The following is a 24,146-nucleotide window of genomic DNA, read 5'->3' as shown; positions in this document are numbered from 1 at the left end:
CGGCTACGGGTGGTGGTTCTCGGCCTTGCTGCGTGCCACGTACGCCGCCGCCTGGGTGCGCCGCTCCATGCCGAGCTTCGCCAGCAGGCTGGACACGTAGTTCTTCACCGTCTTCTCAGCCAGGTGCAGTTCCCCGCCGATCTGCCGGTTCGTCATGCCCTCGCCGATCAGGTCGAGGATCTTGCGCTCCTGCTCGCTGAGCGAGGCGAGGCGGTCGTCCTGCCGTCCGCCGCCGCGCAGGCGTTCCAGCACGCGCGCGGTGGCCACCGGGTCGAGCAGGGACTTGCCCGACGCGACGTCGCGGACCGCGCCGACCAGGTCCGAGCCGCGGATGTCCTTGAGGACGTACCCGGAGGCGCCGGCCATGATCGCGTCGAACAGCGCCTCGTCGTCGGAGAACGAGGTGAGCATCAGGCAGCGCACGTCCGGCATCGAGGCGCGGATCTCGCGGCACACCTCGACGCCGCTGCCGTCCGGCAGGCGTACGTCCAGCACCGCGACCTGCGGGCGCGTCGCCGGGATGCGGACGAGTGCCTCGGCGGCGGTGCCGGCCTCGCCCACGACCTCGATGTCCGCTTCCAGTGACAGCAGCTCGAACACGCCGCGGCGTACGACTTCATGGTCGTCGAGGAGAAACACCCGAATGGTTACAACATCAGTCATTTGTACAGATTCGCATGGGCTGGTGCGTTCGGCTGGTACCGGCCCTCCGGAAAGCCCCGGAACAGGGCTCTGAACAGGGTGATCGGCCTCGCGCGCGGGGTTCGGGCGGGGTTCGGGCGGGGCTCGGGAGGGGGTTGTTGTGGGCGTCCGACAAAGCGGATCGGAGTTCTCCGGGTGGTTGCCGCTATCTGCCGCGCTGACCGCCGGGTAACGTTCCCGGTGTGCGGTCCTCGGCAGTTCCGGGGCCGCATGCCTGTGCGCAGGTGCCAACCCGGATTTACCCGGGAATTCCTAGGACATCCTAGGAATGTAAAGCCACCGTGTCGTGGCCCGGTATGTCGCGCACACCCCGCGCGGTAACCGGACCCGGCAAGCCGGATTCGGTCCACGGCGATCCCGCGGGCCGGACAGACCGAGGAGAGAACGTGGCAGTGGACCATGTGGGAGGGCCCGGGACGGGCGCAGTCCTCCCCGATCCGGCAGGGCCGGGTATGGACACGGGTCAGACGCCGGGGCTGGTGCAGCTGCTCACCCCCGAGGGTGAGCGGGTGGAGCACCCCGACTGGTCGATCGACCTCACCGACGACGAATACCGCGGGCTCTACCGCGACCTCGTCCTCGTCCGCCGCTTCGACGCCGAGGCCACCGCGCTGCAGCGGCAGGGCGAGCTGGGCCTGTGGGCCTCGCTGCTCGGCCAGGAGGCGGCCCAGGTGGGCTCCGGGCGGGCGCTGGGGGAGCGGGACTATGCGTTCCCGACGTACCGCGAGCACGGCGTGGCCTGGTGCCGCGGCGTGGACCCGCTCAACCTGCTGGGCATGTTCCGCGGGGTGAACCACGGCGGGTGGGATCCCAACAGCAATAACTTCCACCTGTACACGATCGTGATCGGGTCGCAGGCATTGCACGCGGTCGGATATGCCATGGGCATGCAGCGCTCCGGCGGCGACGCGGCGGTCATCGCGTATTTCGGCGACGGCGCCTCCAGCCAGGGAGACGTGAACGAGGCGTTCACCTTCGCCGCGGTCTTCAATGCCCCGGTCGTGTTCTTCTGCCAGAACAACCAATGGGCCATTTCCGAGCCGACCGAGCGCCAGATGCGCGTGCCGCTGTATCAGCGCGCCGCCGGATTCGGATTCCCCGGCGTACGCGTCGACGGAAACGACGTGCTGGCCTGCCTCGCCGTCACGCGCGGCGCGCTGGAGCGGGCCCGGCGCGGCGAAGGACCGATGCTGATCGAGGCGTTCACCTACCGGATGGGCGCGCACACCACGTCGGACGATCCCACCCGCTACCGCCTCGCCGCCGAGCTGGAGGCGTGGAAGCTCAAGGACCCGATCGAGCGACTCAAGGCGTTCCTGCACAAGAACGGCCTCGCCGACGCGGACTTCTTCGCCGACCTGGAGCGGGAGAGCGACGAACTGGCCAAGCGCGTGCGGCAGGGCGTGCGCACGATGCCGGACCCGCAGCCGACGCTGATGTTCGAGCACGCGTACGCCGAACCCCACCCGCTGGTCGACGAGGAGCGGGCCGAGTTCACCGCGTACCACGCGTCGTTCGCCGAGCAGGGCGACGACCGGAACCAGGAGGGCGGGCACTGATGGCCGGGCAGTCGGGCGGCAAGCCCGCCCAGATGACGATGGCGCAGGCCATCAACGCGGGCCTGCGGCGGGCCCTGGAGGACGACCCCAAGACCCTGGTCATGGGCGAGGACGTCGGAAAGCTCGGCGGCGTCTTCCGGGTCACCGACGGCCTCCAGAAGGACTTCGGCGAGGACCGCGTCGTCGACACGCCGCTGGCCGAGTCGGGCATCCTCGGCACCGCGATCGGACTCGCGCTGGCCGGCTACCGGCCGGTCGCGGAGATCCAGTTCGACGGCTTCGTGTACCCGGCGTACGACCAGATCGTGTCGCAGCTCGCCAAGATGCACGCGCGGGCGCTCGGGCACGTCAAGGTGCCGGTCGTGGTGCGCATCCCGTACGGCGGCGGCATCGGTGCCGTCGAGCACCACAGCGAGTCCCCCGAGGCGTACTTCGCGCACACCGCCGGTCTGCGCGTGGTCTCGCCGTCCAACCCGGTCGACGCGTACTGGATGATCCAGCAGTCCATCCGCTCCGACGACCCGGTCGTGTTCTTCGAACCCAAGCGCCGCTACTGGGCCAAGGCCGAGGTCGACACGGCCGCGACGCCTGATCCCCTGCACTCCGCACGTGTCGTGCGGTCCGGGCGGGACTGCACGCTGGTCGCCTACGGCCCGATGGTGCAGACGTGCCTGGACGCCGCGGCGGCGGCCGCCGCGGACGACGGCCGCGACCTCGAGGTGATCGACCTGCGCTCGCTCTCGCCGGTCGACTTCGCGGCGGTCGAGGACTCGGTGCGGCGCACCGGGCGCCTGGTCGTCGTGCACGAGGCGCCGACGTTCCTCGGGATGGGCTCGGAGATCGCCGCGCGCGTGACCGAGCGCTGCTTCTACCACCTCCAGGCCCCCGTCCTGCGGGTCGGCGGGTACCACTCGCCGTATCCGCCGTCGCGGATCGAGGAGGAGTACCTGCCGGACCTCGACCGCGTGCTCGACGCGGTCGACCGTTCGCTGGCCTGGTGACGCAGTGGTGAGGAGCAACGGTATGGCGCAGCGCAGGCAGTTCGTGATGCCCGACGTCGGCGAGGGCCTTCTCGAGGCGGACATCGTCGCGTGGCAGGTGGCGGTGGGCGACACCGTCACGGACGGGCAGGTGATCGTCGAGGTGGAGACCGCCAAGGCGGTGGTGGAACTCCCGTGCCCCTTCGACGGCGTGGTGACCGAACTGCTGGCCTCCGAGGGGGACACGGTTCCGGTCGGTACGCCGATCATCACGGTCGAGCTGGCGGGTGCCGCGGACGGCGCGGGACCGGCGGACGGGCCGGGAAGCGGCGAGGCCGCGGGTGACACCGACGGGAGTGACACCGCCGGGAGTGACGCGTCCGGGACCGACGCGAACGGCGGCGACGCCGCGAACCCGGGCGCGGGGCGCGAGGCGGTGCTCGTCGGCTACGGCGTACGCACCGCGAGCGCGCACCGCCGCCCCCGCAACAAGCCCTCGGGCCCGGCCCCGGCGCCGGCCCGCCCGGCCGCACCGCCGACCCGGCCCGCCGCCGCACCGGCAGCGGCGCCCGCGGCACCGGCACCCGCCGCATCCGGGTCCGCGCCGTTCCACGCGCAGGGGTCCGCACCGGGCAGCGTGCTCGTGCTCGCCAAGCCCCCGGTCCGCAAGCTGGCCCGGGACCTCGGCGTCGACCTCGGCTCGCTGGTGCCGAGCGGCCCCGGCGGCGTCGTGACGCGCGAGGACGTGCACGCGGCGGCGGAGGGGACCGGCGCGCCGGCACCGGCCGCGGCCGGCGGCGAGCGGCGCGTACCGGTCAAGGGCGTGCGCAAGGCGACCGCGCAGGCGATGGTGGCCAGCGCGTTCACCGCCCCGCACGTCACCGAGTGGGTGCAGGTCGACGTCACACGCACCGTCAAGCTGGTCGGAAAGCTACGCGAGCTGCCCGAGTTCGCCGACGTCAAGGTGTCCCCGCTGCTGCTGGTGGCCAAGGCGCTGCTCGGCGCGGTGCGGCGCAACCCCGATGTGAACGCGTCGTGGGACGAGGAGAACCAGGAGATCGTCCTCAAGGACCACGTCAACCTGGGCATCGCGGCGGCCACTCCGCGCGGTCTGCTGGTGCCGAACGTCAAGGACGCGGGCGGGCTTTCGCTCGTCGGCCTGGCCCGGGCGCTGGGCGAGCTGATCGCGACCGCACGGGCGGGCAAGACGCAGCCCGCGGATCTGTCGGGCGGCACGGTCACGATCACCAACATCGGGGTGTTCGGCATCGACGGCGGTACGCCGATCCTCAACCCCGGGGAGGCCGCGATCCTCGCGGTGGGCGCGATCCGCCCGATGCCCTGGGTGCACAAGGGCAAGGTGAAGCCGCGTCAGGTCACCACCCTGGCCCTGTCGTTCGACCACCGCCTGGTGGACGGCGAGCTGGGATCCAAGGTGCTCGCGGACACAGCCGCGGCGCTGGAGCGGCCCGAGCGGCTGATCGCCTGGAGCTGATCCGGCACGGGTCGGGAACGCAACATGGAAGGGGCGGGCCGCACTTGAGCGGCCCGCCCCTTCCGGCCTGTCAGCGCCGGTGCCACGGCCTCGGCCTTGGCGTGACCGCGGGGTGGCCGGGCCCTACAGCGTGACCGCGATCTCCGCCAGCACCCGTTCGGCCGCGACGCGGTCGCCCTCGATCTTCAGGTCGGCGGTGGCCGGTCGGATCCGTCCGCACATCAGGCGCGCGAACGTCTCCCAGTCGGTGGACAGCGTCACCAGGGGGGCCAGCGCGACCTGTTCGCCGATCCCCGCCTGCCCGTTCGGCCCGACGGTGACCGTGCGCATGAACTCCAGCTGCCCGTGCACGTCGAATGCCACCGTGTGTCCGGGGGCTATGCGCGCGTCCTCGGCGACCACGCGCGGGAGCTGGGCGAGCAGGAAGTCGCGCGACACCTGCGCGGCGGGCGAGTCGAGGTTGCCGGGACGGCCGGTCGCGCGGCGTACGTCCTGCTCGTGCGCCCACACGTCGAACGTCCGCGAGCGCAGCAGGTGCTTGTACGGCGTACTGCGGCCCATCATGCCGCGCACCTCGGTCTCGGGCGCGCAGTCGCTGTCCCGCAGCATCCGCAGGCGGCGGCCGATCACCCACGTCAGCTCGCCGGTCATCTCCGCGGCGGTGTGGCAGCGCCGCACGTCCACGGGTATCTCGCAGTAGCGGCTGAATTCGTCGTCCGGGCGCACGTGCGCGAGATCGCTCGGCAGGTTGTGGATCGGGCGCGGATCGCCCAGCAGTTCCAGTTCGACGCCGATGACGTGCGAGACGACGTCGCGGATCGACCAGCCCGGGCACTCCGTCGCGCGGTTCCACTGCCCTTCTGTCAGTCCGGCGCAGACGTCGGAGAGCGACCGTACGGACTGTTCCCACGCGTCGACGAGATACTGGAGTTCATTGCTCACGGCGAACCTCTGGGTGTCGGGACGCCCCGTCGCGGCCCGTCTGCGACCGGGCGTTCATGCAGGCACGTTACGCTGCGCGGAAGCCCGGGGCAGCCGGTTCGCGCGAAGCGGCCCGCGCTTGCGGGGATGTTCGGCAGGGGTTCCGGCGACGGGACCGGTTCAACGGTCAGCGGGATGTGGTGGTCTGCGTGCGCGTGTCCCTGATTCAGCTCGATGTCGATCTGTCCGTGCCGAAGGCCGACCGCCTCGCCGAGACGCTGCGCCTGGTGCGCGAACGTGCGGACGACCACCTCGTCGTGCTGCCCGAGCTGTGGCTGCCCGGCGGCTGGGACTACGCCCGCTGGGACGAGGACGCCGAGACCCTGGACGGCCCGACCGCGCAAGCGCTCGCCGAGGCCGCGCGCGACGCGGGTGTGTGGCTGCACGGGGGCAGCATCGTCGAGCGCGGCGACGACGGCGCGCACTACAACACGTCGCTGGTGTTCGGCCCGGACGGCGCGTTGCGCGCGACGTACCGCAAGATCCACCGGTTCGGCTTCGACAGCGGCGAGGCCGCGCTCATGGGACCGGGCGCCGACATCGTGACGCTTGTCACGCCGTTCGGCACCCTCGGCCTGGCCACCTGCTACGACCTGCGCTTCCCCGAGATGTTCCGGCTGCTCCTCGACCGCGGCGCCGAGGTCCTGGTGGTCCCGGCCGCGTGGCCCGCCCGCCGCGTCGAGCACTGGCGCCTGCTGGCGCGCGCGCGGGCGGTCGAGAACCAGGTCTTCGTGCTCGCCTGCAACACCGCGGGCTCCCAGGCCGGCCTGGCGCAGGGCGGGCACAGCGTGGTCGTCGACCCGTGGGGCGAGATCGTGGCCGAGGCCGGGCCGGAGGGCCGCGTGCTGACCGCCGAGATCGACACCGCCCTGGTCGCCAAGACCCGCGCGGACTTCCCGGTGCTCAAGGACCGCCGGGTCGGCTGATCCTTCGTACGGCGCCGCGCGCCGCGTACCGCCGGCGCGTCGGCGGGTCCGCGGAAGGAGGTCGGGCGGGCTGCGTGAGGAACCGCTGCGCCAGATCCTCGGCTTTTCCGGCGTCCCCGATGAGGAAGTAGGCGGTGCCCACCAGGGCCTTGCGCCGGGATGCCACAACGCCCGGAAGTTCGCCTCGTCTTCTGCTCTCGGCCCGTCCACCCCCCTCGTCAGGATCAGACGCGCGCGGCACCCGGAATCTAGGTCCGTCCTGCGCCGATAACCGGTGCGCAGGTGTTTGACTGGAGATCATGAGCAGCACGCCGCGCCGCGTACGTGTCCGCGCCCCCGAGCTCGCGGGAGCCGGCGGGTGGATCAACACCGGGGGATCGGCCCCCACCCTCGCCGGACTGCGCGGCAAGATCGTTCTGCTCGATTTCTGGACCTTCTGCTGCATCAACTGCCTGCACGTCCTCGACGAGCTCCGCGAGTTGGAGGAGAAGTACCGCGACGTGCTGGTGGTCATCGGCGTGCACTCGCCGAAGTTCGCCCACGAGGCGGACCACGGCGCGGTGCTCGCCGCCGTCGAGCGCCACGAGGTGCGCCACGCGGTCCTGGACGACCCTGAAATGGCGACGTGGCGGCAGTACGCCGTGCGGGCGTGGCCCACGCTCGTGGTGATCGACCCCGAGGGGTATGTCGTCGCCCAGCTCGCCGGTGAAGGCCACGGCCACGCGATCGACGCCCTCGTCGCCGAACTGGTGGGCGAGCACGAGGACAAGCGCACGCTGCACCGCGGGGACGGACCGTACGTCCCCGCCGAACCGCCGCGCACCGACCTGCGGTTCCCCGGCAAGGTGCTGCGGCTGCCGTCCGGCACCCTCCTGGTGTCCGACTCGGGCCACCACTCTCTCGTGGAGCTCGCCGACGACGGGGTCACCGTGCTGCGCCGCATCGGCAACGGCCATCGCGGGCTGACGGACGGCGGACCGCGGCACGCGTCGCTCGCCGAGCCGCAGGGGCTCGCGCTGCTGCCCGCCGAGGTCGCCGCACACGTCGGGTACGACGTGGTGGTGGCGGACACCGCGAACCACGCGCTGCGGGGGGTCTCGCTGGCGACCGGGACCGTGCGTACCGTCGCCGGCACCGGGCGGCAGTGGTGGCAGGGCGGCCGGACCTCGGGGGCGGCACGCGAAGTGGACCTGTCGAGCCCGTGGGACGTCGCGTGGTTCGGCGGCCGCGTCGTCGTCGCGATGGCGGGCGTGCACCAGCTGTGGGAGTTCGACCCGGTCGGCGAGTCGGTCGACGTGCTGGCCGGGACCACCAACGAGGGCCTGGAGGACGGCGCCGTCGAGAGCGCGTGGTTCGCCCAGCCCTCCGGCCTGGCGATCTCGCCGGACGGGCACACGCTCTGGATCGCCGATTCCGAGACGTCCGCGCTCCGCGAGCTGACCGACGGCCGGATCGCCACCGCCGTCGGCGAGGGGCTGTTCGACTTCGGGCTGCGCGACGGACCGGCCGACCGGGCGCTGTTGCAGCACCCGCTGGGTGTCACGGTGCTGCCGGACGGGTCGGTCGCGGTCTCCGACACGTACAACAACGCGCTGCGCCGGTACGACCCGGCCGCCCGCGAGGTCACCACCCTCGCCACCGGCCTGCGCGAACCGTCCGACGCCGTCGTGGTCGCCGACGACGACGGCGTCTACCTCATGGTCGTCGAGTCGGCGGGCCACCGGGTGACCCGCATCCGCGTGCCGGACGAGGCCCTTTCGGTGCCCGAACAGGCGCACCACACGGCGCGTCCGCCGGTCGAGATCGCCCCGGGCAGCCTGCGCCTCGCCGTCGTGTTCGACGTGCCGCCCGGTCAGAAGCTGGACGACCGCCAGGGCCCCGCGACGCGGCTCCTGGTGGACGCCAGCCCGCCGGGCCTCCTGCTCGCGGGCGAGGGACCGGGTACGGAGCTGGCCCGCACGCTGCTGCTCGACGACTCCGTCACCGAAGGCGTCCTGCACGTCTCCGCGATGGCCGCGTCCTGCGACGCGCTCGGCCCCGACGGCAAGCCCGTCGAGTACCCCGCATGCCACATCCACCAGCAGGACTGGGGCATCCCGGTACGCCAGACCCCGGACGGCGCCCCCGAACTCCAGCTCTCCCTGGCCACCATCACCCCGCCCGACACCGAACCCTCCACCGACTGACCCGCCCGCCCTCGCGTCCGGCGCACCGCAAGTCCCCCAGCCCTACTGCCCAATGGTCCCGATCCGCGGCTCGCGGTGCACGCCGGAATCCGCGGTCTGCTGCGAAGCGTCGGGCCTTGCCGGCTCGTGGTGCGGTTCGAATGCCGCCGAACCGGCCGGCCCACCCCGCGACGTCGTAGCCGCCTCCACCCGCGGATCTCCGTGCTCCGTGGCCTCGGTGCCGGATTGGCGCCACGGCACACCGGCGATCCAGATCCGGGGATCGGGGAGGTTGTGGGGGAGCGGCACCGTGTCCAATTCCTCTTCACCCACGCGCCCGGTCGCTCCCGAGGTGTGTCGCCCCATCCCGCAGTGCCGCCTTGGGCCTTCGGGTCTCGCAGGATCACGGCCAAGTCCTCACGCGCCCGGTCCCGGTTGCGGCCAACCACTGATGCTCCGCGCACCACCCGGCTTCGAGCGACAGGACAATGTTTTGGGTGGTGGCGTCCTTGAAATCCATCGCGACCTCGGCGATGTGAGGCCGCGCCGCCGTCCCTCCCCGGTATGGGCACCCATGCGCGCGCCGCCCCCGCGTCTGAACAACGAATCCGCGGCCTCGTGGAGGGCTGTCGAATCGGCCTGCGCGGAATGCGGCAGACGTGAGAGCCCGGTTCCGCTTTCTCGGCGTGCCAGACCAGCACCGGTGGTCGGCGCCGTGCGCGGACGGCCCGGTGGACGGCGGTGGCTTGGGAGGCGTCAGAGGGCGGGAGATGCCTCGGGTCCTGCCTGTACCTATGCCTGGCGAACGGCGGCTGCCGGCGGCGCGCCAGGGTCGCGTGGACCGTGCCGCACCGCCGGATTTCCCGCGCGTGAGCTTGCTTGGACCGGCTCAGCTCTCCAGGAACGCGTTCATCGCGGACGCGAGGAGGTACGGGTCCGAGGCGCCGCACAGCTCGCGTGCCGAGTGCATGGAGAGCATCGCGATGCCGACGTCCACGGTCTCGACGCCGAGGCGCGTGGCGGTGATCGGGCCGATCGTCGAGCCGCACGGGATCGAGTTGCGGCTCACGAACGCCTGCCATGGAACTCCCGCGCGGTCGCAGGCCGCCGCCCAGACCGCGCGGCCGGTGGCGTCGGTGGCGTACCGCTGGTTCGCGTTGACCTTGAGGATCGGGCCGCCGTTGGGGACGGGGTGGTGGTCGGGGTCGTGCCGCTCGGCGTAGTTCGGGTGCACGGCGTGGCCGACGTCGCTCGACAGGCACAGCGTGTCGGCGAACGCGCGGGCCTGGTCGTCCCAGCCCTCCGACCCGATGATGCGCCGCAGCGTGTTCTCCAGGAGGGGGCCGCCCGCCCCGGTGGTCGAGGCGCTGCCGACCTCCTCGTGGTCGAACGCCGCGAGCACCGGGATGTGCGCGAGATCGCCGGACCCCGCCGCGGCGAGCAGCGCCGCGAGGCCCGCGTGCACCGAGACCAGGTTGTCGAGGCGTGGCGCGGCGAGGAGTTCGCGGTCCCGGCCCAGGTACGCGGGCGGCTGCACGTCGTGGACCATCAGGTCCCACCCGGCCACGTCGCCCGCCGCGACGCCGGCCTCCTTGGCGACGTACTCGATCAGTTCGCCCTCGACGACCGGCCCGAGGCCCCACACGGGCGTCATGTGGACCTGCTTGTCGAGGCTCATACCCTCGTTGACCGAGCGGTCGAGGTGGATCGCGAGCTGCGGTACGCGCAGCAGCGGGCGGTCCACGAACACCAGGTGCTCGCTGCCGTCCTTGAGCGCGAGGCGGCCGGAGAGGCCGAGGTCGCGGTCGAGCCAGGTGTTCTGCAGGGTGCCGCCGTACAGCTCGACCGCCACCTGCCGCCAGCCGGCGCGGCCGGTGTCGGGGCGCGGCTTGACCCGCAGGTTGGGGGAGTCGGTGTGGCCGCCGACGACGCGGAAGCCGGTCGGGCCGGAGACGCCCTCGGGGACGAACCACGCGATGAGCGCGCCGCCGCGCAGGACGTAGCGGCCGCCGGGGCCGCCCTCCCAGCGGTCGGTCTCGGCGAGGCGGCGGAATCCGAGCGCCTCGAGCCGCTCGGCCGCGTTGGCGACCGCGTGGTACGGCGACGGGCTCGCCGCGATGTACCCGATCAGGTCGTCGGTGTGCGCCCGGTCGAACCGGTGGCCGAGAGGCTGTCCGTGCGGGGAAGTCATGGTGCTCCTGTTGCGCGGCGCGAGGCCGCGGTTGTCGTCCTGGGGCCGTCCTGCGGGGCGTCCGGAGGTCGTCTGTGGCTCGCAGCCGAGGGTACGCCGGGCCGCGCCCGCACGCGTCCGGCGGCGCCGCCGAAAGAATTGCTTAGCGACCACTACATATGTGCTACGTTTCTTTCTGTTCCGAGCACTACATAAATCTTGGGGAGACCGCCATGAGCACCACCGCCACCACCGCCACCGCCGCCGCCGCACCCGCGCTGCGCGGCAAGACCGCCCTCGTGACCGGCGGCAGCCGCGGCATCGGCCGCGCGATCTCCCAGCGCCTGGGCCGGGACGGCGCCCTGGTCGCCGTGCACTACGGCAGCGACGAACGCGCCGCGAAGGAGACCGTGAGCGCCGTCACCGAGGCCGGCGGTCGCGCCTTCCCGGTCGCCGCGCGCCTCGGCGAACCGGGCGACGTCGACCGCTTGTTCGAGGGGCTAGCCGAAGGGCTGCGCGAGCACGGGGAGTCGGGCCTCGACATCGTCGTCAACAACGCCGGCATCGGTCTGTCCAAGACCATCGAGCACGTCGAACCGGCGGAGTTCGACCAGGTGTTCGCGGTCAACGCCAAGGCGCCGTTCTTCATCGTGCAGCGCGCCCTCCCGCTGCTGCGCGACGGCGGCCGGATCGTCAACGTGTCGTCGGGAGTGACGCGCATCGCGTTTCCGGAGGCCATCGCCTATGCCGCGACCAAGGGCGCGCTCGACGTCTTCACGCTCGCCCTCGCCAAGCAACTCGGAGCGCGCGGCATCACGGTCAACGGCGTGGCGCCCGGGGTCGTCGACACCGACATCAACGCGGAATGGCTGCGCGACAACGCCGAGGCCCAGGCGTACTGGTCGGGCCGGGCCGCACTCGGCCGCGTCGGCCGGCCGGACGACATCGCCGACACCGTCGCGTTCCTCGCCTCCGACGCGGCCCGCTGGGTCACCGGCCACCTGCTGGACGCCACCGGCGGCTCCGACCTCTGACCCGCCTGCGAGGCGACCCGGTACCGGGCGCTCGCCGTGCCCTGAGCGGCGTCAGCGGCGCGGCGAGCGCTCGACCACGTTGCCCTCGGCGTCGGCCCGCAGGGAGGCGCCGCCGTACGAGTCGCCGACCGTCACGATGATCTCCAGCTCGCCCGTATCGGGCGCGCGGTGGAACGACATGTGCCACGTCTCGGGCGTGAGGCCGAGGGCGGCCTTGGCCTCGACGACCAGGAACAGCATCCGGTCGTACGGCAGGGCCCGCAGGTCGATCAGCGGCTCGTCGGGCCGCCGCGTCCCGTGCGGACCCGTCGCCTCCACCTTGCCGTCGCGGAACCGGAACGAGTCGACGAGGCCCGGGTCCGCGGGCTTGGGCGCGGCCACGCTCATGAAGTCCTCGTCGATGCTGAGCTCGGTCGCCTTGTCCGTGCCCATCAGGGCGATCAACTGCTCGGCCGCGCCGCGCATCTGCCCCGGCATCAGCATGACGTCGCCGGTGATCCGGACCGTGCTCGACGTGGTGGACGTGGTGGTCGACGTCACGTTGGGGGAGCCTGACGTACCGTCGTCGTCGAACAGGTCGCCGCGGAACGCGAACACCACCGCGGCCGCCCCCAGCAGCAGCCCGACCAGCATGAGCAGGCAGAACCCGCACCCCTCGGTCGGCATGGTGGCGAGTGTGGACGCGGGGGCCGAGTCCACCGCCTCCTCCCGGGCCCGGCGCGCCCACGCGGCGTCCGGCTCGGTGACGATCTGGACCTTCCACAGCTGGTCCGGCCGGTACTCGACCACCACGATCCCGGCCGGCTTGTAGTCCGGGATGTCGACGAGGTTGATGGACTGGGTGAACTTGGCGCGGTACGCGGACGCATCGTCCGGCGCCACGGTCAGCACGAACTCGACCGGGATGTCCCCGGACTCGGACGACAGGGCGCGGCGGCTCTCGATCCGGGCCAGCGCGCGCCGCGGTCCGGGCCGCGCCGGTGCCGAGCGCCGACGTACCGCCTTGGGTATCGCCAGGAGCAGGACGTTCGCCGCGATGAGCCCCGCGCCGAAACCCAGCAGGTTCATCCGGTCGGTCACCGGCCCCACGACGAAGCACGCGAGGGCCGCGCCGACCAGCCCACCCGACAGGAACCCGCGCAGCAGCGCCGCCGCCCCGGGGCCGCCCGTCCGGTCAGCCACCCCTGCCCCACCCGCAGCACCCGCCGAGCTGGTCGTCATAGGGGCGATTGTGGCCTGCCCCGGTGACCCCCGTACGGCCGGGAGGCGAAAAGGCGGTCCCCCGTACCCGGGACGGAAAGCGTACGGGGAACCGCCTGCTGACAAACCGTCAGACGCGAACCGCGAAAACGCGGATCAGAACGCCTCCTCCGGCAGTTCCATCAGCGAGTTGTCGGTCTCCTCGGCCATCACGCGCTGCGGCGTGAGCAGCGGCAGCACGTTGCGCGCGAAGTGCTTCGCCGCCGCGACCTTGCCCTGGTAGAAGGCCTTGTCGCGGGCGTTCGCACCGTCGAGCTTGGCGAGCGCCACCGACGCCTGGCGCAGCAGCAGCCACGCGACGACCAGGTCGCCGGACGCCATGAGCAGGCGGGTGGTGTTCTGCCCCACCTTGTAGATCGAGGTGACCTCCTGCTCGGACGCCATCAGCTGGGTGATCAGCGTGCCGACGATGCCCTGCACGTCCTCGGCCGCGCGGGCGAGCAGCGCCCGCTCGCCGGCCAGCGTGTCGCCGCCCGCCTCGGAGGCGATGAACTCCTGGATCTCGCCGGCCACCTGGGTCAGCGCCTGGCCCTGGTCGCGGACGATCTTCCGGAAGAAGTAGTCCTGGCCCTGGATCGCGGTGGTGCCCTCGTAGAGGGTGTCGATCTTGGAGTCCCGGATGTACTGCTCGATCGGGTACTCCTGGAGGAAGCCCGAGCCGCCGAAGATCTGCAGCGACTGGGCCAGCTGCTCGTACGACTTCTCCGAGCCGTAGCCCTTGACGATCGGCAGCAGCAGGTCGTTGACCCGCTCGGCCTGCTCGTCGCGGCCGCCCTCGGCCTCGGCCCGCGCGATGCGGTCCTGCCACGTGGCGGTGTAGAGGACCAGGGCGCGCATGCCTTCGGCGTACGCCTTCTGGGTCATGAGCGAGCGGCGCACGTCCGGGTGGTGCGTGATGGTCACGCGCGGCGCGGCCTTGTCGGTCATCTTCGCCAGGTCGGAGCCCTGGACGCGCTCCTTGGCGTACTCGAGCGCGTTGAGGTAGCCGGTGGAGAGGGTCGCGATGGCCTTCGTGCCGACCATCATGCGCGCGTACTCGATGATCTTGAACATCTGCGCGATGCCGTTGTGCACCTCGCCGACCAGCCAGCCGACGGCCGGGGTGTTCGCGTTGCCGCCGAAGGTGACCTCGCAGGTCGTGGAGACCTTGAGGCCCATCTTGTGCTCGACGTTGGTGACGAAGGCGCCGTTGCGCTCGCCCAGCGCGCCGGTGTCCCAGTCGAAGTGGAACTTGGGCACGACGAACAGCGAGAGGCCCTTGGTGCCGGGGCCGGCGCCCTCGGGGCGGGCCAGCACCAGGTGGATGATGTTCTCGGAGAGGTCGTGTTCACCCGATGTGATGAAGCGCTTGACGCCCTCGATGTGCCACGTGCCGTCGTCCTGCTTGACGGCCTTGGTACGCCCGGCGCCGACGTCGGAGCCCGCGTCGGGCTCGGTGAGCACCATGGTGGAGCCCCACTGGCCCTCGACCATGCGGGCGGCGACCTTCTTCTGGTCGTCGGTGCCGAGGACGTGCAGGACGTGCGCGAAGTCGGGGCCCGCGGCGTACATCCACAGGGCCGGGTTGGCGCCCAGCACCAGTTCGGCGACGGCCCAGCGCAGCGAGAGCGGGCACGTGGTGCCGCCCATCTCCTCGGGCAGCGCGAGGCGCCACCACTCGGAGTCCATATAGGCCTTGTAGCTCTTCTTGAACGACTCGGGCAGTGTGGCGGTGTGCGTCGTGGGGTCGAAGACCGGGGGGTTGCGGTCGGCGTCCGCGAAGGAGTCGGCGAGCTCGCCCACGGCCAGGCGCTCGACCTCGGTGAGGATCGAGCGCGCGGTGTCGGCGTCCATCTCGGCGAACGGGCCACTGCCGTAGACCTGCTCGCGGCCGAACACCTCGAAGAGGTTGAACTCGAGGTCGCGGAGATTCGACTTGTAGTGACCCATGGTGTGGCTCCGCCTGTTCGTTTCCGGCTGGCTGTACTGACTGGTAACCCAATGATTCTACCCGCCGGTAACTTTGGCAATCCCCGACCCGGCCGAATGAGCGCCGGAGAGGCGCTAACCTCGGTTGTCGTGTACGGCTACGCGACCGAGGAACCGCAGGTACGGGCAGAGGGCCCGAGCCTGACCGACGCCGTGCGCGGATTCGCCACCGGCCTGATGAGCGGCGAGGACTTCCAGTCCGTCTTCATAGCCTCCAAGGTCTTCTGCCCCCGCGGCGAACGACCGGGCTTCCTGGCGTTGCACAACACCCCCGAACCGGTGATCCCGATGTTCTCCTCGCTGGAGGAGCTCAAGCGGTACGCGGGCGAGGAGTCCCGCCACTTCACCGTCACCGGTGCCGAGGTGCTGGACCTGCTGCCCAACGGGTACGGCTTCGTCCTCGACCTGGACGGCGAGCACCGTGTGATGTTCGACGCCAAGGCGATCGAACAGATGATCAACTTCGCCATGCGCCGGATGTACGGCTGACCGCCGCTCGATCGACATATAGGGCAAAGCGCGCAAGTTTTCCTGACCGGAAATATGTCTCAGGTCCGGTGGTCCGGTGGTCGGCGCCGGGCTTGTCGCCGACCGGCCGACTGGCCAACTGCCACCAAGCAGATTGCTGCCCGTGTCTTCTGTGTGCAGTGCCCGGCCTCCGCCGTACGCCCGCTCCGCGTCCGCCGCGGGCCTGCCGGGCGCCCGGCGTGTGCCTCCGAGGTGCCTCCGGGGTGTCTCCGAGGCACCTCCGGCGGATCGATGCGGGCGACGTCAATGCGGGAATGACGTGCGTGTGAAGTCCGGGCGGATGGCGAACCCGCTGGCGTGTTCGGCTGATTCAACGCCCGAGCGGTACTAGGCTCGTTGCTGACTGGCCAACTGCCACTAGGCAGATTGCCGTAAGTGTGTTTGACATATCTTCAGCACCTTTGAGTGCCTACCGAGGCAGGGATCAGCTATGCCCCAGAGTCCGGACCCGCTGGTTTCGCTTGGCCGACTGAGGGCCGAACTGCGGCGGCTTCGGGAGCAACGCAGGTTCACGCAACAGCAGGTGGCCGACGAGATGGACTGGTCGCTCAGCAAGCTGATCCGCATCGAGGGCGGCAGAAACCGGATCTCCACCAATGACCTGCGGGTGCTGCTCAACCACTACGGGGTCGAACCCGCGCTCCAGGAACAGCTGTTGGCCCTGTCCAAGGACGTGCGCCGCACCGCCTGGTGGGACCGCTTCGCTGATGTGATCAACCGGGACTACGCGGCGTACATCGGCTACGAGACCGTTGCCTCGGTGATCCGCAACTTCGAGATCACCATTGTTCCGGGTCTTCTGCAGACACCCGAGTACGCCGAACAGGCGATGCTCAACACGAGCGGGCGCAGCCCGGTGAACCCCAAGGCCATCGAACTGCGCATGGAACGACAGAAGTTGTTCGAGCGCGAGACGCCGCCGGAGACACACTTCATCATCGACGAGTCGGTCATCCGCCGTGTGGTGGGCGGACGGGCCGTGATGCGCGCCCAGTTGCTCCACCTGCGGACCATGGCGCAGCGGCCCGACCTGACGCTGCAGATCATGCCGTTCAGCGAAGGGCTCTACCCGCGCCACCGCCGAGGCTATGTGGTGTTCGAATTCCCGGACGACGCCTCGCTCGTGCTGTACATCGAGGGCGCCGAGGGCAGCATGATCATCTCCGAGCCGACCGAGCGCAAACCGCAGGAGTACCTGGAGTCCTTCTGGCAGTTGGAGGAGGCCGCGGGGGCCGTGGATCCCATCAAATTGATCGATGACGCGCTGGAACGCCTTACTTGAGGCAACTCCCCCTTGTCACAACGCTGCTGCTGTTGTGCAATAGAACCGTGGTCAAAGTGCCATATGGCATTCGTCTCTAGGGCGGATCGCTAAGTGGTAGAGCGGTAGCGGTCACAGTGGCATACAGAGGGGGTGTGGGCATGTGCGGCACGCAGCGTTTCGGTGCAACGGGGGTGCGCATGCCCGCGGTTCGGCTCGTTCGGTCGCCTGGGTCATTTGGGTCATCAGGGTCGTCTGGGTCGCTCGGGTCGCTCGGGTCGCGTCAGTCCGCGTGGTCCGGTCGGTCAGTCTGTGTGTATCCGCGCCACGAAGGCCGACCACGCGCCGGCCGGGAAGCCGAGCGGGGCAACGAGGGGACGTCGGGAGTCGCGTACCCAGACCGACGTGTCCGACCGAGCCTCGATGCAGTTCCCGCTGTTGCCGCTGTAACTGCTGCGGCGCCACGCCGATTTGGTGCTGATGATCTCTGCCACGCCTTCTTCTCCCTCAACACTGGACACGAGAAGTCAGCCGCAGCGGGAGTCGTGGCGTCGTTGGCACGAGGGTCCGCAACGGTTGGCGGCAACTGCCGCCGCAATAAGGAGGATCCCCAGAATCGTCGACGAACGACACAAAGTCGACAGGGGATTGCCCCTCCGCGCCGGGCGAGGTCACCTTGTCCGGCAGGAAGGGGTGGGGCGCCGGGGGCGCGTCAGTGCCAGAACGACACCTCCCCCCTGTGGCGCTCGCGTATGTGGGGAGAGACGGTAGGCCGATTCACGGTCGGCGCACCGCCTCTCCCCGTCGAATCGCCGACAGCAGCCTTCGCAGCCCTCGGGACTCGCGCCAGATTCCCAGGCTATCGAAGGGTGTTGGCGGTGGTAAGGGCCAGCGGCCCACCGCCGTCGTCCACGCGGCGCGTGGCGGGCTGTACTTCGGTATCGGGGGATGTGATCCCGTCATGTTCGAGACCAGCAACGTACGAGTACCCAACGGTTCGACCGTCACCGTCCACACACCGCAGCCCGGCTGGACCGGCCCCGGCATTGTCGTGGCCGTGGTGATCCTGGTCGTCCTCGGAGCGATTCGCGGCAACCCGGACGACCGTCCGGCGACCCCGCGCGAGGTGTCCATAGCGCAGCCGGAAGGCATTGCGCTCTTCGCCGAGCCGAACGCCGGTTCGCCCAAGCTGGCGGATCTGCCGGTCGGGCGTACGGTCGAGGTCCTCTGCCACACCGACGGGCCCGAGTCCGTCGGTTGGGGCGGCACCAGCCGCATCTGGGACCGCGTCACCATTGACGGCCTGACCGGGTTCGTCCCGGACACCGCCGTCAACACGCACGTGACCGTCGACAAGATCGCCGATCCCTGCTGAGCGGGGACGGACGGGGGACGGCGGCCACGAGAAAAACGTCCCGCACCGCGCGGTCCGCGGTGCGGGACTCTCGTGTGGGTACCTGGTGTTCGCGTGCGCTCGGCTTCGGCGCCCGGTCTCCGGCGCCGCATGCCTGGGTGCGGGCCCTAGCTCGGCGCCGTGCTCAGCGCCCGTGTTGAGTGCCTGTGTCAGCGCCTCTGTTCAGTGCTGTGTGTGGTGCCCGTGTGCGGTGCCCATGTCGGCGCCTGTGTCAGGCCGGCCGCTTGCCGTGGTTCGCCCGGTTTTTCCGGCGGGTCTTCCGTTTCCTCGTCTTCTTCGACAAGGTGCCTCCCCTCGACGGTCCAGGAGCTTTACCCCGTGCCAAGGGGCGCTACTCGTCGCGGAGTTGCCCAATCGGCGGGCGAACTGCGCGGATTTCACCAGGGGAAGCACATCCAGGGGCCGACCGGCCAGGTTCCGGGCAGGGGTTCGAGGCGTCCAGGGGCGCGGGAGGGGACGGGCGCGCGCGGGGGCGGGGCGTAGCTGGGGGCGGAGACCAACGCGGAGGCCGAGACGGGCTCCGAGAGGGCACCGGAGACGGAGGTCGCTGCGGCAGCCGAGGCGGGGACCCCGACCGGGGCCGGGACCGGGGATGGAGTTGGGGCCGGGGCCGAGACGCGGGCGGTGGCGGGCGCGCTGACGGGGGCCGGTCCGGATGGCTGCGTGGCGGCAGCGGCAGCGGCCGGGGACGGCGCGGCGCGGGTGGTGCGGCGGCGTACGGCGTACACGACCAGTCCGCCGACGACGACCACGATTCCCGCGATGGTCGCGGCCGTGCCGATGCGTTGCTGCATCGCGAGCCCGGCGAAGTGTCCGAGCGACACGAACGAGGCGGCCCACGTGGCCGCCACGACGACCTGGGTGAGGCCGAAGACGCGGTACGGGACGCGGGCGCGGCCGGCGAGGCGCGGAGTGAACGTACGCAGCCCCGCTATCCACTGGGCGATCGCTATCGACCACACGCCGTGGCGCGCCACCATGCTCTCCGCCCGCTCGATCGTCGCCTGCAGGGGGCCTGCGAACCGGGGCTTGCCGGTGTGGTGGCGTCCGCGCAGGTAGGCGAGCTGGCCGCCGAGCACCGCGGCGGCGATCGCGACCGGTATCGCGGCCGAGAGCGGGACCTCGCCGAGGCGGGTCACCAGGCCGAGAGTCAGGAGGAGGGTCGAACCCGGGAGGACGAGTCCGAACAGGAGGGCCGACTCGGCGGTGACCGCGAGGCCGACCAGCACGAGGACCAGCGGCGCGGGCATCACGCTCATCACGTCGTGGACCACGGAGACCTCCCGTCCGGCGTACCGGCTCCCTGAACGACACAGCACGCGCGGGCGCGAATCTGTTCCCGACCTGGGGGACCTTGCGGGGAATCGGCCGAAGGCCGACGCGTTGTGGCCGGTGGGCAACCGACCGTGGCTGCGGCGTAGATGAGTGGGTGATGCGCGCGACGGGCCCGCGCCGACGACGTGGCGTCGTGGCGCGGGCCCGGTGTGGCGGGGAGGCCGGTCAGCGGTGCTGACGCGGTGTCAGTCAGGCGCTGGTGTCCCCGCTGGTGCCGTGCCGGAGCAACTCGCCGGAGTGCACGCCGAGCTCTTTGTCGTCCTCGACCGTCACCTGGCCGTTGACCAGGATGTAGCGGTAGCCGGTCGCGGAGATGACCGTACGCAACTGCTCGGCGGGCAGGTCGTGGCGGAACTCCGGGTCGCCGTACGCGAGGCGGTCGTAGTCGTACACGATGATGTCCGCCGCGGCGCCTTCGCGCAGGATGCCGCGGTCGGTGAAGCCCGCGCAGTGCGCGGGCAGCGCGGAGAGCCGCCAGTGGGCGCGCTCCAGGCTGGTCCAGCCGTGCTTGCGGACGTACTCGACGATGTACTCGGTGCCGTACATGCCCGCACTCAGCGTCTTCAGGTGCGCGCCGCCGTCGGACAGGCCGGGGATGAGGTACTCGTAGTCGACGAGTTCCTTCAGCCCTTCGAGCGACGCGTTGAACTGCCCGGTGTGCACCTCGGTGCGCAGGCCGTCGGCGACGGTGACGTCGCACAGGATGTCGATGGGGTCGCGGCCGGCGCGCTCGCCGATCTCCTTGAAGCGCAGGCCTTCGTACTGCTTGTACTCCTCGGTGAACGTCTTGTGGAGCCGCATGTCCGGGTACGCGTGGTACACGAACGGGTCGAACTCCCTGAGCTCGGCCCGGATCCGCGGGTCGTTCAGGAGGGCGATCTTCTCCTCGACCGTCTCGGCCTCGAACACGGTGGAGACCGGCGGGCGGACGCTGAGGCCGCCGTACAGCCAGCTGAACGGGACCGGTACGTCGGTCGTCATCGCCTGGCCGTAGATCGGCAGGCCCCTCTCCTGGCACTTCTTGAGCCACTCGATCTTGCGCCGGTACAGTCCGCCGCTGCGGGTGTTGGCGATGACCGCGTTCCAGATGAGCGGGCGTCCGCTGATCTCGACCAGGCTCTCGAACTCCTCCTCGGTGATCGAGGTGCCGGAGAGCTGCATGAAGCCGCGGCCCAGGCGGGCCAGTGCCTCGGCGACCGCCACGCGCGTCTCCGGCCACATCACGTCGGTCGGCATCGGCGTCCCGTCGAAGTCGCCTTGGAGGAGGCGGTCCTCGGGGTGCCCGGGACGGCCCAGGCACTGCGCGGACCAGCCGCCCGCGCCGGCCTCCATGGCCTCGGTGAGGATGCGCGCGATCTCGGCGTTCTCCTCGGGGGTCGGCTTGTCGCCGGCCTTGGCGCGCTCCAGACCGAGGACCCAGACGAGGAGGGGGTTGAGCGGGACGTACGGCAGGACGTTCACGGCCTTGGGGGTGCGCTCCAGGCTGTCCAGGTACTCCGGGAACGAGACCCAGTCCCACGGCAGTCCGAGGCGCAGGGTCTCGGTGGGGATGTCCTCGACGGCGGTCATCGACAACATCGCGCGCTCGCGCTCCTCGGGGCGCACGGGGGCGAAGCCGAAGCCGCAGTTGCCGGTGACGACGGAGGTGACGCCGTGCCAGCCGGAGGTGGTCACGTAAGGGTCCCAGAAGACCTGCGCGTCGTAGTGCGTGTGCAAGTCGATGAAGCCGGGCGCGACGATCAGGCCGGTCGCGTCGATGACGCGTGCGCCTTCCTCGGCGGGGATGCGGCCGATGCGGGCGATCCGGCCGCCGCTGACCGCGACGTCGCCGCGGAAGCGCGGGGTGCCGGAGCCGTCGACGACGATGCCGTTCTTGATCACGATCTCGTAGGTGGGCATGCCAGGGACCTCCTCGTTTTAAAGATTGTGTTTAATACGCTCCGCCGACGAGGTCAAGGCACATCCGAGGTCAAGGCACATCCGAGGTCAAGGCACATCCGAGGTCAAGGCACATCCGAGGTCAGGGCACATCCGAGGTCGACACATCCGCGGTCAAGGCACGTCTACGTCGAGGCGCATCGAGGTCGAGGCGCACATCCACAAGGTCGAGGCGCGTCCACCGGGCGGGGGCGTATCACCGTGCCGACCACTCGGCACGGCGTCGCTATCCTCCGGACATGCCACGCGATTCCGGGCCGACGCGCCGATCGCTCGTCGACGCCGCCGAGCTCCTCTTCGTTGAGAAGGGGCTCGACGTACCGCTCGGCGAGATCACCAAGGCCGCGGGGCAGCGCAACACCGGTGCCGTGCACTACCACTTCGGCGGACGCGACGGCCTGCTGCGCGCCATCCTCGACCGGCACGTCCCGGTCATCGCCGCCCGCCGCGCCGACCTGCTCGCCGAGGCCGGCCGCACTCCCGGCGACCCGGTCGGCTACGCCCGGGCCCTGGTGCTGCCCATCACCGAACTGCTGTACGGGTCCCCGGCGGATCGCGCCTACCTGCAGATCTCGGTACGCCTCATCGCCGACCCCACCTCCGCGGTGGCCCCCTACCTCGGCGGCGACGACGTCCTCGCCGTCGTCGACGCCGCCATCGCCGCGCTGCACCCGCCGGCGCCCGACGCCTACCGCGAACGCGCCTTCCTGGCCGTCCAGATGGTCGGCCTGCTGTGCGCCCAGCGCGCCGCCCGCGGTGACGTCTCGCCGCGCCCCGACGCCATCGTCCGTACCGGCGAGCTCACCCGCGCCGAGTACGAGGCCCACCTCACGGCGATCCTCACCGGCGCCCTCGTCCCCCTCGCCCCGCCGGAAGGCTCCTGAGCGCCCGCGGCTCCGGAACCGGCGCGCCGGGCGTACGCCCGCTCCGCGCTTGTTGCACATGATCCCCGCGCTCTGTGCGCATGACCCGGCGCGTGCGTCCCGGCAGAGTGAGCATCACGCCAAGGACCGCGGTGTCGGGGCCTGGTCGAGGACGGCAATTCTCATGGCCACCTTGGCGTACTGGTTCGATCCCGCTTCGCGAGGATGGTGACCACGGAGTGGGCTGCCCGGCAGCCTCGATGACCGCGGCGGTGCTTCGAGCGCCCGCCTGCGGTATAGGTGTGCGGCGGAGGGCACCGCCGAAGGTCTCCGCCGCACACGCGCCGAGCTTGCGTACCCGCCTTGCGCACCCGCGCCGTTCACGCCGGTTGCGCCCTCGCGGCACCGGCGGACGCTCCGAAATTGGCCGGATGGCTACTTTCCGCGCGTCCGAAAACCGACCATCATCGTGCGGTGCCCAACCTCGACGCCACCCCCGACCCGGAGCCGCCTCCCGACGGACCGGTCAGGATGGTCAGCACCGATTCCGTCCCCGCGGCGGAGCGGTGGAGCTGGTGGGCGGAGGTCTGCCAACGCGAGCTGATGGCGACGAACATCCGGAGCCCGCACGCCTCCCACTTCCACGGCTCGCTGGAAGCCGTCGGATCGCCCGAGGTCCAGGTGGTGGCCGTCACCAACTCGCCGCTCACGGCGGTGCGCACCCCGCTCCAGATCCGCCGCGACGACCCGGAGAACTACTACCTGGTGCTGTCGGCCGACGACCCGATCCGCATCGAGCAGGAGCGCGGAACCGCGGACGTGGGCGCCGGCAGCATGGCCCTCTTCTCCACCTCGCATCCGCTGACCTGCGAGTTCGTCGACCTCGGACACCCCACCGAACTGACCCTGGTACGCCTGCCGCGCGCCGAACTCCCGCTGCGCAACGGCCGCGCCGACCGCCTCCTGGGCAAGACCCTGAGCACCCGGTCCGGCGCCTCCGCGCTGCTCGCCGGGTACCTGGCCCAGCTGCCCCAGGCGGCGCGTACCGCGAGTGCCCCCGAGTCGGCCAAGCTCGCCGCGATCGCCGCCGACCTGGCCGTCACCGCCCTCGCCGTGCACCTCGACGCGCCGGACACGCTGTCACCCGAGACCCGCACCACCGCCCTGCGGGCCCGCATCCACGCCTTCATCGACCTGCACCTCGGCGACGCGGGCCTGACCCCCGCCACCATCGCCGCCCGGCACCACATCTCCGTGCGCACCCTCCACGACCTCTTCCGCACCGAGCCGGAGACCGTGGCCGCATCCATCAAGCGCCGCCGCCTGGAGCGCGCCCACGCGGACCTCACCGACGCCACCTGGAAGCACCGCACCATCGGCGAGATCGCCGCCCGCTGGGGCTTCCGCCAGCCCGGCGACCTAAGCCGCGCCTACCGAGCCGCCTACGGCCGCACCCCCACCGAAACCCGAGCCACCACCCCCTGAACCCCCAGGACCCCAAACCACAGACCCCAAAAAACGGAGAGGCCCGCTCTCCTCGCCGAAGAGCGGGCCGATCGCGGTGTCG

20 protein-coding genes are annotated in these 24,146 nt (G+C 71.1%); 11 read left to right on the top strand and 9 right to left on the bottom strand.

All coding sequences use genetic code 11. The features are described 5' to 3' along the window. Nucleotides 1-3: 3 nt before the first annotated feature. Nucleotides 4-663 carry a response regulator gene (locus ACWD12_RS14535; RefSeq protein WP_450099826.1) on the bottom strand — a complete coding sequence of 220 codons (660 nt, stop codon included), beginning with the start codon at nt 661-663 and terminating at the stop codon, nt 4-6. A 335-nt stretch (nt 664-998) separates the two neighbouring features. Here ACWD12_RS14535 and pdhA point away from each other — a divergent pair, with 335 nt between their 5' ends. From pdhA to ACWD12_RS14520, 3 genes are read left to right on the top strand one after another with little or no spacing between them, the layout of a single operon-like run. Beyond that, nucleotides 999-2,261, top strand: coding sequence for a pyruvate dehydrogenase (acetyl-transferring) E1 component subunit alpha (pdhA, locus tag ACWD12_RS14530; RefSeq protein WP_358347062.1), 1,263 nt, complete (start codon nt 999-1,001; stop codon nt 2,259-2,261). A 32-nt stretch (nt 2,262-2,293) separates the two neighbouring features. Continuing rightward, on the top strand, nt 2,294-3,262 hold the full coding sequence (locus ACWD12_RS14525; RefSeq protein ID WP_435838954.1) for a transketolase C-terminal domain-containing protein: 969 nt from the start codon (nt 2,294-2,296) through the stop codon (nt 3,260-3,262). A gap of 22 nt (nt 3,263-3,284) precedes the next feature. Then, on the top strand, nt 3,285-4,736 hold the full coding sequence (locus tag ACWD12_RS14520) for a dihydrolipoamide acetyltransferase family protein (RefSeq protein ID WP_450099825.1): 1,452 nt from the start codon (nt 3,285-3,287) through the stop codon (nt 4,734-4,736). Nucleotides 4,737-4,859: 123 nt separating this feature from the next. Here the strand turns inward: ACWD12_RS14520 and ACWD12_RS14515 are convergent, their stop codons facing one another. Continuing rightward, nucleotides 4,860-5,678: a maleylpyruvate isomerase family mycothiol-dependent enzyme gene (locus ACWD12_RS14515; RefSeq protein WP_358347057.1), complete on the bottom strand. Its 819-nt coding sequence runs from the start codon at nt 5,676-5,678 to the stop codon at nt 4,860-4,862. A gap of 188 nt (nt 5,679-5,866) precedes the next feature. Between ACWD12_RS14515 and ACWD12_RS14510 the strand changes: the two genes are divergently transcribed. Further along, the gene (locus ACWD12_RS14510; protein WP_450099824.1) at nt 5,867-6,643 is read left to right on the top strand and encodes a carbon-nitrogen family hydrolase; all 777 of its coding nucleotides are present in this window, start codon (nt 5,867-5,869) and stop codon (nt 6,641-6,643) included. 299 nt (nt 6,644-6,942) lie between these two features. Next, nucleotides 6,943-8,829, top strand: a complete 1,887-nt coding sequence (locus tag ACWD12_RS14505) for an NHL domain-containing thioredoxin family protein (RefSeq protein WP_358347054.1) — start codon at nt 6,943-6,945, stop codon at nt 8,827-8,829. Between the two features lie 868 nt (nt 8,830-9,697). On the opposite strand, the gene ACWD12_RS14500 is transcribed toward ACWD12_RS14505, so the two are convergent. Next, the gene (locus ACWD12_RS14500) at nt 9,698-10,999 is read right to left on the bottom strand and encodes a M18 family aminopeptidase (protein WP_358347052.1); all 1,302 of its coding nucleotides are present in this window, start codon (nt 10,997-10,999) and stop codon (nt 9,698-9,700) included. A gap of 212 nt (nt 11,000-11,211) precedes the next feature. Here ACWD12_RS14500 and ACWD12_RS14495 point away from each other — a divergent pair, with 212 nt between their 5' ends. Beyond that, the gene (locus tag ACWD12_RS14495; RefSeq protein WP_450099823.1) at nt 11,212-12,012 is read left to right on the top strand and encodes an SDR family oxidoreductase; all 801 of its coding nucleotides are present in this window, start codon (nt 11,212-11,214) and stop codon (nt 12,010-12,012) included. A 51-nt stretch (nt 12,013-12,063) separates the two neighbouring features. Here the strand turns inward: ACWD12_RS14495 and ACWD12_RS14490 are convergent, their stop codons facing one another. Both ACWD12_RS14490 and ACWD12_RS14485 read right to left on the bottom strand, forming a co-directional pair. Continuing rightward, a complete protein-coding gene (locus tag ACWD12_RS14490; RefSeq protein ID WP_450099822.1) occupies nt 12,064-13,194 on the bottom strand; it encodes a hypothetical protein in 1,131 nt (376 codons plus the stop codon). A gap of 174 nt (nt 13,195-13,368) precedes the next feature. After that, nucleotides 13,369-15,201 carry an acyl-CoA dehydrogenase gene (locus ACWD12_RS14485; RefSeq protein WP_358347044.1) on the bottom strand — a complete coding sequence of 611 codons (1,833 nt, stop codon included), beginning with the start codon at nt 15,199-15,201 and terminating at the stop codon, nt 13,369-13,371. A gap of 51 nt (nt 15,202-15,252) precedes the next feature. On the opposite strand from ACWD12_RS14485, the gene ACWD12_RS14480 reads away from it, so the two are divergent. Together ACWD12_RS14480 and ACWD12_RS14475 are read left to right on the top strand one after the other, a co-directional pair. Next, nucleotides 15,253-15,729, top strand: a complete 477-nt coding sequence (locus ACWD12_RS14480; protein WP_450099821.1) for an SseB family protein — start codon at nt 15,253-15,255, stop codon at nt 15,727-15,729. Between the two features lie 469 nt (nt 15,730-16,198). Then, the gene (locus ACWD12_RS14475) at nt 16,199-17,050 is read left to right on the top strand and encodes a helix-turn-helix domain-containing protein (RefSeq protein ID WP_358347040.1); all 852 of its coding nucleotides are present in this window, start codon (nt 16,199-16,201) and stop codon (nt 17,048-17,050) included. A 284-nt stretch (nt 17,051-17,334) separates the two neighbouring features. Here ACWD12_RS14475 and ACWD12_RS14470 read toward each other — a convergent pair whose 3' ends face one another. Continuing rightward, on the bottom strand, nt 17,335-17,523 hold the full coding sequence (locus ACWD12_RS14470; RefSeq protein WP_450099820.1) for a DUF397 domain-containing protein: 189 nt from the start codon (nt 17,521-17,523) through the stop codon (nt 17,335-17,337). Between the two features lie 467 nt (nt 17,524-17,990). Here ACWD12_RS14470 and ACWD12_RS14465 point away from each other — a divergent pair, with 467 nt between their 5' ends. Next, the gene (locus tag ACWD12_RS14465) at nt 17,991-18,404 is read left to right on the top strand and encodes a hypothetical protein (RefSeq protein ID WP_358347036.1); all 414 of its coding nucleotides are present in this window, start codon (nt 17,991-17,993) and stop codon (nt 18,402-18,404) included. 250 nt (nt 18,405-18,654) lie between these two features. Here the strand turns inward: ACWD12_RS14465 and ACWD12_RS14460 are convergent, their stop codons facing one another. The 3 genes from ACWD12_RS14460 to ACWD12_RS14450 all read right to left on the bottom strand — a co-directional run bounded on the left by ACWD12_RS14460 (nt 18,655) and on the right by ACWD12_RS14450 (nt 21,677). Beyond that, nucleotides 18,655-18,726, bottom strand: a complete 72-nt coding sequence (locus ACWD12_RS14460) for a 50S ribosomal protein bL37 (protein ID WP_372498534.1) — start codon at nt 18,724-18,726, stop codon at nt 18,655-18,657. 94 nt (nt 18,727-18,820) lie between these two features. Then, nucleotides 18,821-19,717 carry a VTT domain-containing protein gene (locus ACWD12_RS14455; RefSeq protein WP_450099819.1) on the bottom strand — a complete coding sequence of 299 codons (897 nt, stop codon included), beginning with the start codon at nt 19,715-19,717 and terminating at the stop codon, nt 18,821-18,823. Nucleotides 19,718-19,967: 250 nt separating this feature from the next. After that, nucleotides 19,968-21,677 (bottom strand): N-acyl-D-amino-acid deacylase family protein, encoded by a 1,710-nt coding sequence (locus tag ACWD12_RS14450; protein WP_450099818.1) that lies wholly within the window; start codon nt 21,675-21,677, stop codon nt 19,968-19,970. 278 nt (nt 21,678-21,955) lie between these two features. On the opposite strand from ACWD12_RS14450, the gene ACWD12_RS14445 reads away from it, so the two are divergent. Then, entirely contained in the window at nt 21,956-22,600 is a 645-nt protein-coding gene (locus tag ACWD12_RS14445; protein ID WP_450099817.1) for a TetR/AcrR family transcriptional regulator, read from the top strand. Between the two features lie 453 nt (nt 22,601-23,053). Next, nucleotides 23,054-24,064: a helix-turn-helix domain-containing protein gene (locus ACWD12_RS14440; RefSeq protein WP_450099816.1), complete on the top strand. Its 1,011-nt coding sequence runs from the start codon at nt 23,054-23,056 to the stop codon at nt 24,062-24,064. The last annotated feature ends 82 nt before the right edge of the window (nt 24,065-24,146 follow it).

This window comes from Streptodolium elevatio (assembly GCF_053592165.1).
This window is presented reverse-complemented; position numbering and strand designations above follow the sequence as displayed.

What these genes read in the sequence shown, in the direction of transcription:
- ACWD12_RS14475 (WP_358347040.1), top strand. Translation starts at nt 16,199, where the DNA reads ATGCCCCAGAGTCCGGACCCGCTGGTTTCGCTTGGCCGACTGAGGGCC.
- ACWD12_RS14480 (WP_450099821.1), top strand. Translation starts at nt 15,253, where the DNA reads ATGATTCTACCCGCCGGTAACTTTGGCAATCCCCGACCCGGCCGAATG.
- ACWD12_RS14520 (WP_450099825.1), top strand. Translation starts at nt 3,285, where the DNA reads ATGGCGCAGCGCAGGCAGTTCGTGATGCCCGACGTCGGCGAGGGCCTT.
- ACWD12_RS14505 (WP_358347054.1), top strand. Translation starts at nt 6,943, where the DNA reads ATGAGCAGCACGCCGCGCCGCGTACGTGTCCGCGCCCCCGAGCTCGCG.
- pdhA (WP_358347062.1), top strand. Translation starts at nt 999, where the DNA reads ATGTCGCGCACACCCCGCGCGGTAACCGGACCCGGCAAGCCGGATTCG.
- ACWD12_RS14445 (WP_450099817.1), top strand. Translation starts at nt 21,956, where the DNA reads ATGCCACGCGATTCCGGGCCGACGCGCCGATCGCTCGTCGACGCCGCC.
- ACWD12_RS14450 (WP_450099818.1), bottom strand. Translation starts at nt 21,677, where the DNA reads ATGCCCACCTACGAGATCGTGATCAAGAACGGCATCGTCGTCGACGGC.
- ACWD12_RS14495 (WP_450099823.1), top strand. Translation starts at nt 11,212, where the DNA reads ATGAGCACCACCGCCACCACCGCCACCGCCGCCGCCGCACCCGCGCTG.
- ACWD12_RS14500 (WP_358347052.1), bottom strand. Translation starts at nt 10,999, where the DNA reads ATGACTTCCCCGCACGGACAGCCTCTCGGCCACCGGTTCGACCGGGCG.
- ACWD12_RS14465 (WP_358347036.1), top strand. Translation starts at nt 17,991, where the DNA reads ATGTTCGAGACCAGCAACGTACGAGTACCCAACGGTTCGACCGTCACC.
- ACWD12_RS14525 (WP_435838954.1), top strand. Translation starts at nt 2,294, where the DNA reads ATGACGATGGCGCAGGCCATCAACGCGGGCCTGCGGCGGGCCCTGGAG.
- ACWD12_RS14535 (WP_450099826.1), bottom strand. Translation starts at nt 663, where the DNA reads ATGACTGATGTTGTAACCATTCGGGTGTTTCTCCTCGACGACCATGAA.
- ACWD12_RS14485 (WP_358347044.1), bottom strand. Translation starts at nt 15,201, where the DNA reads ATGGGTCACTACAAGTCGAATCTCCGCGACCTCGAGTTCAACCTCTTC.